This is a genomic window from Mesorhizobium sp. J428 (genome assembly GCF_024699925.1).
Lineage (GTDB): Bacteria > Pseudomonadota > Alphaproteobacteria > Rhizobiales > Rhizobiaceae > Mesorhizobium_A.
The window spans coordinates 2,572,143-2,584,507 of the sequence record NZ_JAJOMX010000001.1 but is presented as its reverse complement, the minus strand read 5'-3'; the positions used below and the strand labels follow the sequence as shown (position 1 = coordinate 2,584,507).

Genomic DNA, 12,365 nt, shown 5'->3' with positions numbered 1-12,365 from the left:
GGTAGAGAATGGTCATGGAAGCGTTCCCCGGTCAGGCGAGGTTGAGGGCGGTGACGACGACGTCGATGAGCTTGATGCCGGCGAACGGCACGATCAGCCCACCCAGGCCGTAGATCAGCAGGTTGCGCCGCAGCAGCGGCCCCGCGCCGATCGCCTTGTAGGCGACGCCCCTCAAGGCGAGCGGGATCAGCGCGATGATGATCAGCGCGTTGAAGATGATCGCCGACAGGATGGCGCTCCGCGGCGTGGCGAGCCCCATGATGTTGAGTGCCGCGAGCTGCGGGTAGAGCGTCATGAACATCGCCGGGATGATGGCGAAATATTTCGCGACGTCGTTGGCGATCGAGAACGTCGTCAGCGAGCCGCGCGTCATGAGCAGCTGCTTGCCGATCTCGACGATCTCGATCAGCTTTGTCGGATCGCTGTCGAGGTCGACCATGTTGCCGGCTTCGCGGGCCGCGACCGTGCCGGTGTTCATGGCCACGCCCACGTCGGCCTGCGCCAGGGCCGGTGCGTCGTTGGTGCCGTCGCCGCACATGGCGACGAGCTTGCCCGTGGCCTGCTCTTCCCTGATCAGCGTCAGCTTGTTCTCGGGCGTCGCCTGGGCGAGGAAATCGTCGACGCCGGCCTCGGCCGCGATCGCCGCTGCCGTCATCGGATTGTCGCCGGTGATCATGATGGTGCGGATGCCCATGCGGCGCAGCTCGGCGAAACGCTCGCGGATGCCGCCCTTGACGATGTCCTTGAGGTGGACGACGCCGAGCAGCCGGCCGTCGCGAACGACGGCGAGCGGCGTGCCGCCCGCCTTGGCGATCTCGTCGGCGATGGCCTGGATCTCGCGAACGGCCCCGCCCTCCGGGCGCCCGGCCATGGTCTCGCCGACATATTTCAGCACAGCGTCGACGGCGCCCTTGCGGATGGTCGAGCCCTCAAAGTCGACGCCGCTCATGCGGCTTTGCGCCGTGAACGGCACGAAGGTCGCATGCAGGCTCTGCATGTCGCGGGCGCGAATGCCGTATTTGTCCTTGGCCAGCACGACGATCGAGCGTCCCTCGGGCGTCTCGTCCGCCAGCGACGCCAGTTGCGCCGCGTCCGCCAGTTCCTGCTCGGCCACGCCCTTCACCGGCTTGAACTCGGTCGCCTGGCGGTTGCCGAGCGTGATCGTGCCGGTCTTGTCGAGCAGCAGCGTGTCGACGTCGCCCGCCGCCTCGACGGCGCGACCGGACATGGCGAGCACGTTGAAGCGCACCAGCCGGTCCATCCCGGCGATGCCGATGGCCGACAGCAGCGCACCAATCGTGGTCGGTATCAGCGTCACGAACAGGGCAACCAGCACGACGATCGGAATGGCGCCGCCGGCATAGGAGGCAAAGGCGGGAATGGTCGCCACCGCCATCACGAAGATCAGCGTCATCGCGGCGAGCAGGATGTTGAGGGCGATCTCGTTCGGCGTCTTCTGGCGCTCGGCGCCCTCCACCAGCGCGATCATCCGGTCAATGAAGGTCGAACCGGCGGCTGCCGTGATCCTGACCTTGATCCAGTCGGAAAGAACCTGCGTGCCGCCCGTGACCGCCGAACGGTCGCCGCCGGACTCGCGGATGACGGGCGCGGATTCGCCGGTGATCGCCGCCTCGTTCACCGAGGCGATGCCCTCCACCACCTCGCCGTCGGACGGGATGATGTCGCCCGCCTCCACCAGCACCAGGTCGCCGACCTTGAGGCTGGTGCCTGGCACCGTCGTGAATTCCTGCCGACCGCCATTGGTGAGCAGCTTGGCCTGGGTCTCGGTGCGCGATCGCCTGAGCGAATCCGCCTGGGCCTTGCCCCGTCCCTCCGCCACGGCTTCCGCGAAATTGGCGAACAGGACCGTGAACCACAGCCAGAGGATGATCTGGAACGAGAAGCCGAGGCCCTCGGCCCCGGTCGTCAGGTCCTTGAGGAAAAGCACCGTCGTCAGCAGCGAGACCACGGCCACGACGAACATGACCGGGTTCCTGGCAAGCGTTCGGGGATCGAGCTTACGGAACGCCCCGCCGATCGCGGGGACGAGGATGCCGGCGTCCATGACGCTGGCGGACTTCGACTGGCTCATGGGAGACTCCAGTTGGATATTCTTGGAAACGCGCGCCCGCGGTCAGGCCGGCGTGAACAGGCTCACCACAGCCCGGACCAGCAGTGCCGAGATCAGCATTGCCAGCGTGATCCCGAAGATGATGTCCGATGCGCGAACACCCTTTTTGTCCTCGCGGACGGGACGCCGGGGATTGATCTCGCCGGTCGAGCGGCGGAAGCGGCTGGCCATGCTCGGCACTGCCCCAGGTTCGCGGTCAGAACCGCTCCGGCCTCAGCAAGGCATAGGCGAGATATGCCGCGACAAATATCGTCACGGCTCCGCTCAGGACATATTCCAGTATCATCGGACACCTACCGGCTCATTTTGGCCCTTTGCGCGCGAGCCATCGTCGATAGCGGGCGACATACGGCCTTTTGTTACTCAGCTGCCGTCGCAAGGTGCCTGCCGAGCGACCTGCGTCCGCTCGGCGACCGGCTTTACCGGACCAACCTGGCCGCGAGGCGCTGAAGCTGGCGAGGATATGCCCCCGAACCCCATAAACGTTCGAGAGCGCCCGCAGGCCAAAGAAATAGGATTCTCATATGAATCTCGCATTCCAGGGCGGCGCAGCCGAATTCATCGTGCCGGTGGCACGATGAAAGGGCTCGAACGGTGAAGCGCGGTCGCCCAAAGGGCGATTGCAATACGCACCCCTTCCGCCACGTTTCGTGTGGGTCCCTTGCAGGGACGAGCCATCCGTCTCGCCCGCTCCGCGCGATTCCTCCTGCGCGACCGTCATCCCGGGCGCCGGAGGCGACCCGGGATCCATTCCTCTCTCCGGTTACGCGCTGAAAACATCCCACGGTCGCAAGAAAAGGGCAGCGCCAACCCGCCAAGGTCAATCGATCCCGGCTGACCTCCGGTCGCCGGGATGACGATCGCGGACGGTGTGCGGTGTCTTTAGGGGAGCCCGATCGGTCAGTCCTGAGAGGTCCATCCGATGGATCGATTTTCACTCCCTCCCTCTCCAACCTCTTGCCCAGCTTCGAGATTCTCATAACTGCCAACTTTTTTCATCCCCGCCCTTCCAGACATGCCCGACACTGGCTGCGATGAAAGGAGCCGGCGATGGGCTGGAGGGCGAAGGCAGGGAGGGAACAGGCGTTAAAGGCGAGGATCGTCATGCGCCTGTTCTCGCTCGCCGACATGGCCGAACAGGCCGCCGGCCGCTCGTTCTGGGTCCGCTGGTGCGTGCTGTGGGCCGCCTGGCAGGCCAATGAACTGCTCAGGGGCTACGTCGAAGGCTCGCTCCGGAGCTCCGCACGCGGCACCTGGACGTCCGTTCCGATGCCGGCCGGTTTCGGCAGCAATCCCTTCGATGCCGAGGATATTGCCGATTCACTCAGGGCATTCGGGCTCTATATGCAGGCCATGGCCGCGCACCTGCGCCGTCTGTCGTTCCTGCACCAAGGGCAGGCCTCCGACGAGGCTGGCAATGAGGGTGGGCTGTACCGCGCCGGCCTTCAGCACTCGGCTAACGCGCGCGTCGCGCCGGTGGAGCTGCGTGACACCTCCTGAAAACCGCCTGCTCTTCCCCTTGTCGCAGTGTCATCAGATGTAAGCCTGGCCTTCCCTTGAACGGGGAGGACAAGCGCGCTTGTCCGTCCTCGTGGGCAGTAAATCAGTTCTCGTGCGAATAATATCGACGCCTCGAGCCAAGATCGTGTTGACCGGCCTTTTGTCTTAAGTATCTCGGGCTTCAGGGGATAACAGGACGCGAATTTCCACCAATACATCATTCAGAATCGGATCATTCGGAATCGTAGTGGAGAAAGCTCCGGACCCGGACCGATCTGGTTTATGCTTGCTTTACGCTGGGGAAGGCATAGCCGTGTATGCTGATCCTTTTTAGAAACCTAAACAACTCTTAAACTAACCCGGTACTGGAAAGTTTTCATACAAACGCTTTGTGAAACATGTCACAGTTCGACGACTATTTATTTCCTCCTATGTGAGAAAAAACACAGTTTTCGACGATTTCTTACCATAAATTTCCCTTGCGTAAGCCATTGGCGGGAGTATTCTCCGCGCCGGAATCAAGTCGAACCCTTTGGAGGACATCATGTCTAGCTTGCTGAAAGCAGCCAAGCTCACATCGATCACACTTGGCATCACGCTGGCGCTTGTGGAGATGGGCAGCGCCCAGCTTGGTCGTGGAGCAGCAGCGGTCACCGGTGGGCCATCAGGCCCTGCATCGGCATCGGGACCGGTCGGCCCTGGTCTGAGCCGCCTGCCAACAACCACGCCCAACGTCGCACTTATCTTTCGACGGGCGGCACACCCGCGCTCGATGAAAAAGCTAGCGCCACCGGAGATACCGGCGTCGGCAGCAACGCATACGGCCTGAATTCGTCATACAAATGGCCCTATACCATAGCCCGCGTAGCAGTGACGGGCGCTCCGTTCAGCACCGGAAACGGCGCACTGGTGCCTGTCGCAAGTCGTCCCTACCGCTTCTCCGGCAAGCTCTGGATGCGATTCGGCTCAAGCTGGTATGTCTGCACCGCTTCACTTATTAAGAAAGGTGTGCTGATCACCGCCGCGCATTGCGTGCATAACTATGGGCGAGGCGCCGCAGGCTGGGCTAACGAAGTCCGATGGTATCCGGCAAACTATACCTCCACAGGCGGCCCTTGGGGCTATTATAGCGGCGTTAACTGGAACATCCCAACCGTCTACTACAATGGCACGGATACTTGTCAGTCCGGCGCCACCGGCGTCGTGTGCAACAATGACATCGCCACCGTTAGACTCGCACCCAAGGGTGGCGTTTATGCGGGCACGACGATGGGTGGCTGGTATGGCTACGGCTGGAACGGCTACAGCTATCTTGCGACGCCGGTCTTCGGCAACGCGACGGTCGCCCAGATCACCCAGATCGGCTATCCGGTCGCGATCGACAACGGCTACCAGATGTTGCGCGGCGACTCCTATGGCAAATACATCGCCCTGACTGGCTCCAACGGCAAGCTCCTGAAGAACACCCAGCTCGGCTCCGCCATGACCGGCGGTTCCTCGGGTGGCCCGTGGCTGGTGAACTTCGGCACGGCTCCTGTCGTGACCGGCAGCGCCTCGCTCGGCAACGCAGCGGTTCGCAACGTGGTCGTCGGCGTGACGAGTTGGGGCTATACCTCGGTCGGCATCAACGTCCAGGGTGCATCCTGGTTCGGCCAAAACGCTGAGTTTCCAAATGCGGCATATGGCAGCTACGGCGCCGGCAATATCGGCTTCATGGTCAACTACACCTGCACCGGCGCGCCGGCTTATTGCTGACCTGATCGGCACGTCAATCGTTGCGGCCCCCGGTTCGTCCGGGGGCCGTCTGTTTTGCGGAACATGAGAGTCCGGACCTTCGGACTGCCGATCTCACCGGAGAGATTGGCTTTCTCTTCCGATTATGGTTCATCTCGCGTCTGCCCAGGGACGCCCGGTCCCGCTTTCTCGGACTGAACCATGATCGACAGAATTCTCATCGCCGGCAGCGGCCAGGCCGGCTTCCAGACTGCTGCGAGCCTGCGCCAGGACGGGTTCGAAGGCGAAATCCTCATCATCGGCGAAGAACCGGGCCTGCCCTACCAGCGACCACCGCTCTCCAAGGGATACATCAAGGACCCGAATCCGGACCGGCTGCTCTTCCGCAACGCCGATTTCTTCGAGAAGAACAGGATCGGCCTCGAGGACGGCCGCACCGTCACCTCGATCGATCGCGCCGACCGGACCGTCACGATCTCGGACGGTCGCACCGTCGCCTATGGCCATCTCGTCCTCGCCACCGGCACGCGCAATCGCCGTCTGCCGCTGCCGGGGATCGACCTCGACAATGTCGTCGGCCTGCGCACGCTGGCCGATGCCGAGAACCTGCGCGAACGGCTCGCCGGGGCCTCACGCCTGGTCGTGGTCGGCGGCGGCTTCATTGGCCTCGAGGTCGCGGCGACCGCGCGCGCGGCCGGGCTGCATGTCACCGTTCTCGAAGCGACAGCGCGGCTGATGTCGCGCGTCGTCTCGCCGCCGGTCTCGGAGTATTTCCATGCCGTCCATGCAGCAAGCGGCGTCGACGTGCGGCTCAACTCGCTCGCCCGCGCGATTGTTGACGACGGAACAGGCAAGGCGGGGGGCGTCGAAACCGCCGAGGGCGAGCGGATCCCGGCGGACCTCGTCCTCGTCTCAGCCGGTGTCATCCCGAATGCGGAAATCGCCGAAGCCGCCGGCCTCTACGTGCATGACGGTGTCCGCGTCGACGACCTGCTCGCCACCGAAGACCCCGCCATCTCCGCGATCGGCGACTGCGCCTCCTTCCCCTTCGGCCAAGAGGGCCTGCAGATCCGTCTCGAATCCGTCCAGAACGCCATCGACCAGGCGAAGTGCTTGTCGCGGCGCCTCGTCGGCCACCCCGAGCGCTACGACAAACTGCCCTGGTTCTGGAGCGACCAGGGACCGCACAAGCTCCAGATCGCCGGACTGACGGCAGGCGCCGATCATCACGAAATCCGCGGCGGTGTCGCCGACGGCAAGCTTTCCGTCCAGTGCTTCCGCCGCGGCGAACTGATCGGCGTGGAAACGGTCAACGTGCCCGGCGACCACATGGCGGCGCGCCGGCTGCTCAGCCAGCCGTCGCCGCTGACCCTGGAAACCGTGCAGGCCTCCGGCTTCGACCTCGCCGCCCTGATGAAAGCCGGCGCGGGGCGCGGGTAAGCCTCAGGAGGCTTCGTCGTCCTTCCGGCTGAGCTGGTGCCGGTCCGGATTGAAGTCGATGAAGAAGCCGTGGAACGACATCAGCGCCAGCGCACCCACCACGCAGGCCCAAAGGAACGCGCCGCTCCACAGTTCGAAGAGCGCCCAGCCGGCGGTGAAGCCGAAGGTCGCGATGCGGATCCACAGCGGCCGGAAAAACGGGTGGTCGGTGTCGAGCAGCCTCATCGCGGCGCCTTGAGATAGGCCTCGATCCCGACGGCGAGGTTGGCGATGCCTGCCTTTCGCTCGCGCTCGATATGGGTCGAGAAGAAGCGCCAGAACGACCGCGCATAATCGAGGAAGAACTCGTCCGCCACCGCGCGATCGCAGAGCTTGGTGTTCACGCAGGAGGCGAGCCGGCTCAGGAAGTAGACGATCCGGTCGAAACGGTCCTGAAACTCGGCGAGCGGCATTGTTCCGCCCTCGTCGGTCATCGCCTTTGTGCCGATGCTCGCCATGATGATGTCCATCTGGTCCGGCGAGGTCTGGGGCGTCACGAGGCTGGCGGATTGCCGGTTCAGCTCGCCGAGCCGCCGTTTCAGGGCGCTCTGTGCTTCCTGGTATTCGGGCTTCTCCCACAGCTCGACCAGCGCCAGCGTTCGCTCGACCCGCTTGTCCTGGCGCGATTGCAGGAACTGAACGGCCGAAAAGACGGCGCCGACGCACAAGAGCACCCGGAGCGCAAACCCGCTCCAAGCGAACAGGAACAGACGCCAGTCTGTCGCCTTGAACGGATTCGGCTCGTCCTTGGGCTCCTGCGTGTTCGGCATCGGTATGCCGGTGCCGGTATCCGGCAGCTTCGCCGGCTTCTTCATCGGCACGTGTCCAGATCGATGCGCGCCGACGGATCGAGGTCGATTTCGTCCGACTGCAGCTTGTCCTTCAGGCACTCGACCTGGCCGCGCGACAGGAGGAACTTGATGTCCGGTTCCTCGATGGCCGCCTTCGGCTCCGGCAAAGCGAGCACAACGCTGCGGCTCTTCTCGCAGCGGCTGAGGTCGACCGCCACCGTGTCGCCGCTGATCGACGCCGGATCGGCGTATTTCTGCAGGAAGCAGTCCGCGAGGTCCTCATTCATGACGATCGAGTTGGCGCAGATCACGCAATCCGCCCGAGCCGCCGGAACGAAGGCGACCGTCGCGGCCGCTGTCGCCAATGCGAGATGCCTGATGCCTGTCATGTCGTGCCTCGCCTCGGGCCGTTGCCCGGTCATGATCCCATAGACGCGGTTTGCTTCAAGAGGAAGCCGGCTAGTTTGCGGCCGGGCTGGTCTCCATCGGGAAGACGAGCACCGCGCCCTTGGAGCCGCGCTTGTCCAGGAACCGCTTGACGTCGCGCGTCGCCGGCGCCTTCGCGATGTCGTCCAGCAGGCCTGCGAAGCCTTCGGGCGCAGCGGCGGAGCGCGTCGCCTGCCGCACGCCCTTCTGCGCAAGATAGCCGAGGTCGAGCGTGGACGACTGCTGCTCCGCCTCGCTCAGCACCGCGATCAGCCGCTCGTTGCCGAAGCTTCCCTCCGACACGGTGAAGAGGCCGGTGTCCGGCAGTTCATCCCGCTCATGCAGGCGGATCGGCGCTTCCGCCGAGCTGATCGTGTAGTCGCTGCCGACATAGAGCACGTTGAGATCGACCGGCTTGCGGGACTCGTTCTTCGCCGAGACAAAGATCGAATCGCCCGGATGCAGCACCGGCACGTTGCCGGCCTCGATCGGTGTAAGCTCTTCCTCGTTCGCACGCTGGATGGAGAAGGTGACGCTGACATCGCCGCGGCGGAAGTCGGACGCGCCCGCAAGACGCGACAGGTTCATTGCCCGCGAGATTACGACAAGATCGTCGGAAAGTTTCGCGCCCAGCTTCTCCGCGTCCGACGTGAACATCGACGGCGGACGGCGGCCCGTCTCCAGGCTGATCTCTCCCGAGGGCGGCAGCAGCCAGAGTGCCGCCTCCGTCGACGCCCCGGCAGCGGCGCCGGGCAAGTCGCTCTCGCGCATCACCGCGAAGCGTATGTCGGCCGGAGCCCCCGGTTCGACCACGCGCAGCTTCAGCGGCGTCTTGCCGTCCGCCGCGATCGCCTCCAGCGCCGCGTTGGCGCGCGCGACATCCTCGGACAGTCCGTCCGCATCCGGCGCCTTCGCGACCGCGAGCTCGAAGTTGACCGCCATCTCGGCGATCCGCGCATAGGCCCCGTCAGGGATCTCTTCCATACGCAGCGCGGAATGGCCGGCAAAGGCCGCCGGCAGGGCCTGGCTCGTCAGGTTGGTCGCCGAGCGCACCTCCAGGTAGCCGATCGCGTCGTCTATCGAGTCGAGCGGCGATTTCAACACGGCGAGCTTCGTGCCGGGCTCGACCCGATGCAGCATGCCGGCCGCCAGGGCGACAACGCCGTCCTTCATCGCCACCTTCCATTGCAGCACGGCGTCGCCAGGCTCCATACCGAACACCGGCGCGTCGAGATCACCCTCGAACAGCGGCGTCGGCTTGGTTCGGTTTAGCCCGGAATAGGCCTGCAGGATGCTCTGGCTGAGCTGGCGGTAGGTGACCTGCGGATTCTCGGCCAGCTTCGACATCAGCGTATAGGTGAACAGGCCGAAGATCTTGCCTGACGGATCGGTGACCGGCTGCGGAAACTCCGGCGTTGTCTCCACCGTCTGTGCGGCGAAGAAGGCGACCATACCGCCGCGTTCGGTGCCGCCCGCGCCCTGGTCTTCACCCGAAAGCCCAAGCGCATTTTCGCGCTCCGCGTCGCCTCCCATCCCACGCGTCGCCTCGCCGCGCGCCTCGGCCATCATCTCAGGCGTGAAGCCGAGCGATTCCGGCGAGATCTTGCGCTCCTTTTCCTCCACGCCGAGCCCCGCCGCGCGCGTTGCCGTGCCGGAGTGGCACGCATCGAATACGACCCAGACGAAGGCGCCCTTGTCGCGGATGGCGTCGAGCGCTGCACCGATCTCGTCGTCGAGGATTGCGTTCGGGTACCTGCTTCGTCGCCGGATCGATCTTGGCGACATCCGCCGCGAGGAAGATCTCGTCCTTGCCGTCGATCTCCGTCGACGGGTCGACCGCCGGTTGCTGTGAGCCGTGCCCGGAGAACTGGATGTAGACGAAGTCGCCGGCCTCAGCCTTCGCCGCCAGGTCCGCGAGGCCTTTCAGGATCGCAACGCGCGTCGGCACTTCCGCGCCCTCGGTGTTGCTGGCGAGTACGATCACGTCAGCCGCCGCGAAGGGCGCTGTCGGATTGCCGACGAGATAGTCGCGCACCAGCCCGGCATCGTTCTTCGGTCCTTCCAGCCAGTCGCCCTTCGGCAGGTTCGGATATTCCGAAACGCCGACGAGCAGCGCCCTGTTGGTCCGCGCTCCGGCCTCCAGCGATCCAACGCACAATGCGCCGAACGCGACGGCCGCAAGCAGGCTGCCCGCGCGTCTCAAAACCATTCGTCTCTCCCAAGCCCAAGCGGCGCACCGGCCGTAAGGGAAGGTTCATGGCAGATTGAGGCCGATTTTTGAACCGGTACAGGTTGCTCGTGACGACAGAAACGCCTTGACCCGTCGCCCGCCGCATGGGCAAACGTCTCCCACCATGACCATAGCGAGGCAGGACGCATGAGCCGTACCATCATCGCGCCGTCGGTTCTCTCGGCGGATTTCTCGAAGCTCGGCGACGAGGTCGAGGCGATCGTGCGCGCCGGCGCGGACTGGATCCATCTCGACGTGATGGACGGCCATTTCGTGCCGAATATCACCTTCGGCCCGCCGGTCATCAAGGCGATCCGCAACCGCACGGACAAGGTGTTCGACTGCCACCTGATGATCACGCCTGCCGATCCGTACCTCGCCGCCTTCGCCGAGGCGGGCTGCGATGTCATTACGGTCCATGCCGAGGCCGGGCCGCATCTCGACCGCTCGCTGCAGGCGATCCGCAATCTTGGCAAAAAGGCCGGCGTGTCGCTCAATCCCTCCACGCCCGAGAGCGTCATCGAATACGTGCTCGACCGGCTCGATCTCGTTCTACTAATGACGGTCAATCCCGGCTTCGGCGGCCAGGCCTTCATCCCGTCCGTGGTCGAGAAGGTGAAGCGCGTGAAGGCGCTGATCGGCGATCGGCCGATCGATATCCAGATCGACGGCGGCATCACGCCCGAGACCGCGCCTCTGGTTGCTGCTGCCGGCGCGAACGTGCTGGTCGCCGGCTCCGCCGTCTTCAAGGGCGGCTCCGAAGCCTCCTACCGCGCCAATATCGAGGCTATCCGCACCGCGTCGGATGGTGCGATGAGGCGCGCGGCCTAGAAAATCGCCGCAAAGCGGGTCAAGATCGAACCATTCGATCAGCCTTGGAGACACGTGATTTGAGCGAGACCTGGCCGCGGGCGGTCCTGTTCGACCTCGACGGAACGCTGATCGATTCGGCGCCCGACCTGCACGCATCGATCAACATCCTGCTGATGCGCCGCGGGCTCGGGCCGCTGTCGCTCCTCGAGGTTGTGTCGATGATCGGCAACGGGGTGAAGAAACTGGTCGAGCGCGCCTTCATCGCGGTCGGCCATCCGCTCGACGCCGACGAGCTCGATCTCGCATACGAGGCGATGATCGGCATCTACGCCGACCACCTAACCGTGCTCACCGTGCTGACGCCGGGCGCGCGTGAAATCGTCGAGGAGCTCCATGCGCAGGGCGTGCTTATGGGCGTCGTCACCAACAAGCCGCAGATGCCCACCGAGGCGATCCTTGATCATTTCGGGTTGTCTCCCTACCTCGATGCCGTGATCGGCGGCGATTCGGGCGTCGAGAAGAAGCCCGCGCCCGACATGATCTTCGCCGCGCTCGAACGGCTGGGCCTCAGGCCGGAGGACGCCATCCTGGTTGGAGACAGCGTCGCGGATGTCGGCTCCGCGCGCGCGGCGGGCATTCCGGTGATCGCATTGCGCGGCGGCTACACCTCCGTGCCCGTCGACGAGATCGGCGCCGACATCGTCATCGGCCGCCTTGCCGACCTTCCCGCGACGCTTGCGGCCATGCGGCCAGCCTGAACGACTTGGCTTCCTCGGGCAGAGCCCCCATATTTGCGCCATCGCGCTTCACAAACCGCGCGCGGAATGGTTGAAGGCAACATGGCGACCAGGACAGACCTCACGCGAAACCAGACCCTCGTGCTCGACCGGCTCGAAAAGTCCGAAGGCCCGCTCAGTGCCTATGCCCTGCTCGACCAGCTTCGCGACGACGGCTTCCGTGCGCCGCTGCAGGTCTACCGCGCGCTCGACACGCTGATGAAGAGCGGGCTGGTGCACCGGCTGGAGAGCATCAATTCCTTCGTCGCATGCCACGGCCACCATCACCACGACCACGGCATCACCGGCTTCGCCATCTGCGAAACATGCGGCCAGGTGACGGAATTCACCGATCCGATCGTGTCCGAACGTCTGGAAGCCTGGGCGCAGGCGACAGGCTTCAGAGCGAGCAAGGCCGCCATCGAACTGCGCGGCACCTGCGGAAAGTGCGCCTCCGCCTGAGCGGACCGGCCGGCCACGATCGA

The 12,365-nt window shown here is 64.7% G+C and carries 14 protein-coding genes; 6 read left to right on the top strand and 8 right to left on the bottom strand.

All coding sequences use genetic code 11. From position 1 onward, the window contains the following. Positions 1–31: 31 nt before the first annotated feature. From kdpB to kdpF, 3 genes are read right to left on the bottom strand one after another with little or no spacing between them, the layout of a single operon-like run. Positions 32–2,092 (bottom strand): potassium-transporting ATPase subunit KdpB, encoded by a 2,061-nt coding sequence (gene kdpB, locus LRS09_RS13040; protein WP_257807199.1) that lies wholly within the window; start codon positions 2,090–2,092, stop codon positions 32–34. A 42-nt stretch (positions 2,093–2,134) separates the two neighbouring features. Continuing rightward, positions 2,135–2,302: a hypothetical protein gene (locus LRS09_RS13035; protein ID WP_257807197.1), complete on the bottom strand. Its 168-nt coding sequence runs from the start codon at positions 2,300–2,302 to the stop codon at positions 2,135–2,137. Between the two features lie 25 nt (positions 2,303–2,327). Then, complete coding sequence (gene kdpF / locus LRS09_RS30290; RefSeq protein ID WP_085463392.1) at positions 2,328–2,417, bottom strand: K(+)-transporting ATPase subunit F; 90 nt, start codon at positions 2,415–2,417, stop codon at positions 2,328–2,330. Between the two features lie 764 nt (positions 2,418–3,181). Between kdpF and LRS09_RS13030 the strand changes: the two genes are divergently transcribed. The 3 genes from LRS09_RS13030 (at position 3,182) to LRS09_RS13020 (ending at position 6,805) form a co-directional block, all read left to right on the top strand. Next, a complete protein-coding gene (locus tag LRS09_RS13030) occupies positions 3,182–3,631 on the top strand; it encodes a hypothetical protein (protein WP_257807196.1) in 450 nt (149 codons plus the stop codon). 909 nt (positions 3,632–4,540) lie between these two features. Beyond that, a complete protein-coding gene (locus tag LRS09_RS13025; protein WP_257807195.1) occupies positions 4,541–5,386 on the top strand; it encodes a serine protease in 846 nt (281 codons plus the stop codon). A 180-nt stretch (positions 5,387–5,566) separates the two neighbouring features. Then, positions 5,567–6,805, top strand: a complete 1,239-nt coding sequence (locus LRS09_RS13020; RefSeq protein WP_257807193.1) for an NAD(P)/FAD-dependent oxidoreductase — start codon at positions 5,567–5,569, stop codon at positions 6,803–6,805. A 3-nt stretch (positions 6,806–6,808) separates the two neighbouring features. Here LRS09_RS13020 and LRS09_RS13015 read toward each other — a convergent pair whose 3' ends face one another. From LRS09_RS13015 to LRS09_RS12995, 5 genes are all read right to left on the bottom strand, one after another. Then, positions 6,809–7,030, bottom strand: a complete 222-nt coding sequence (locus tag LRS09_RS13015) for a hypothetical protein (protein WP_085463388.1) — start codon at positions 7,028–7,030, stop codon at positions 6,809–6,811. Continuing rightward, positions 7,027–7,659 (bottom strand): hypothetical protein, encoded by a 633-nt coding sequence (locus LRS09_RS13010; protein ID WP_257807190.1) that lies wholly within the window; start codon positions 7,657–7,659, stop codon positions 7,027–7,029. Before LRS09_RS13010 ends, LRS09_RS13015 begins: the two co-directional genes overlap by 4 nt. Continuing rightward, on the bottom strand, positions 7,656–8,024 hold the full coding sequence (locus LRS09_RS13005) for a hypothetical protein (RefSeq protein ID WP_257807189.1): 369 nt from the start codon (positions 8,022–8,024) through the stop codon (positions 7,656–7,658). Before LRS09_RS13005 ends, LRS09_RS13010 begins: the two co-directional genes overlap by 4 nt. A 70-nt stretch (positions 8,025–8,094) precedes the next feature. Then, positions 8,095–9,684, bottom strand: coding sequence for a hypothetical protein (locus tag LRS09_RS13000; RefSeq protein WP_257807188.1), 1,590 nt, complete (start codon positions 9,682–9,684; stop codon positions 8,095–8,097). Next, positions 9,632–10,270 (bottom strand): caspase family protein, encoded by a 639-nt coding sequence (locus LRS09_RS12995; protein ID WP_257807187.1) that lies wholly within the window; start codon positions 10,268–10,270, stop codon positions 9,632–9,634. Before LRS09_RS12995 ends, LRS09_RS13000 begins: the two co-directional genes overlap by 53 nt. Before the next feature lie 168 nt (positions 10,271–10,438). On the opposite strand from LRS09_RS12995, the gene rpe reads away from it, so the two are divergent. From rpe to LRS09_RS12980, 3 genes are all read left to right on the top strand, one after another. Continuing rightward, a complete protein-coding gene (rpe, locus tag LRS09_RS12990; protein ID WP_257807186.1) occupies positions 10,439–11,122 on the top strand; it encodes a ribulose-phosphate 3-epimerase in 684 nt (227 codons plus the stop codon). 59 nt (positions 11,123–11,181) lie between these two features. Beyond that, positions 11,182–11,862 carry a phosphoglycolate phosphatase gene (gene gph, locus LRS09_RS12985; RefSeq protein ID WP_257807185.1) on the top strand — a complete coding sequence of 227 codons (681 nt, stop codon included), beginning with the start codon at positions 11,182–11,184 and terminating at the stop codon, positions 11,860–11,862. Between the two features lie 81 nt (positions 11,863–11,943). Continuing rightward, entirely contained in the window at positions 11,944–12,342 is a 399-nt protein-coding gene (locus tag LRS09_RS12980; protein ID WP_257807184.1) for a Fur family transcriptional regulator, read from the top strand. The last annotated feature ends 23 nt before the right edge of the window (positions 12,343–12,365 follow it).

Excerpts from the sequence above, each read along its gene's own strand:
- kdpB (WP_257807199.1), bottom strand. The coding sequence starts at position 2,092 with ATGAGCCAGTCGAAGTCCGCCAGCGTCATGGACGCCGGCATCCTCGTC.
- LRS09_RS13035 (WP_257807197.1), bottom strand. The coding sequence starts at position 2,302 with ATGGCCAGCCGCTTCCGCCGCTCGACCGGCGAGATCAATCCCCGGCGT.
- kdpF (WP_085463392.1), bottom strand. The coding sequence starts at position 2,417 with ATGATACTGGAATATGTCCTGAGCGGAGCCGTGACGATATTTGTCGCG.
- LRS09_RS13030 (WP_257807196.1), top strand. The coding sequence starts at position 3,182 with ATGGGCTGGAGGGCGAAGGCAGGGAGGGAACAGGCGTTAAAGGCGAGG.
- LRS09_RS13020 (WP_257807193.1), top strand. The coding sequence starts at position 5,567 with ATGATCGACAGAATTCTCATCGCCGGCAGCGGCCAGGCCGGCTTCCAG.
- LRS09_RS13015 (WP_085463388.1), bottom strand. The coding sequence starts at position 7,030 with ATGAGGCTGCTCGACACCGACCACCCGTTTTTCCGGCCGCTGTGGATC.
- LRS09_RS13010 (WP_257807190.1), bottom strand. The coding sequence starts at position 7,659 with ATGAAGAAGCCGGCGAAGCTGCCGGATACCGGCACCGGCATACCGATG.
- LRS09_RS13005 (WP_257807189.1), bottom strand. The coding sequence starts at position 8,024 with ATGACAGGCATCAGGCATCTCGCATTGGCGACAGCGGCCGCGACGGTC.
- LRS09_RS12995 (WP_257807187.1), bottom strand. The coding sequence starts at position 10,270 with ATGGTTTTGAGACGCGCGGGCAGCCTGCTTGCGGCCGTCGCGTTCGGC.
- rpe (WP_257807186.1), top strand. The coding sequence starts at position 10,439 with ATGAGCCGTACCATCATCGCGCCGTCGGTTCTCTCGGCGGATTTCTCG.
- LRS09_RS12980 (WP_257807184.1), top strand. The coding sequence starts at position 11,944 with ATGGCGACCAGGACAGACCTCACGCGAAACCAGACCCTCGTGCTCGAC.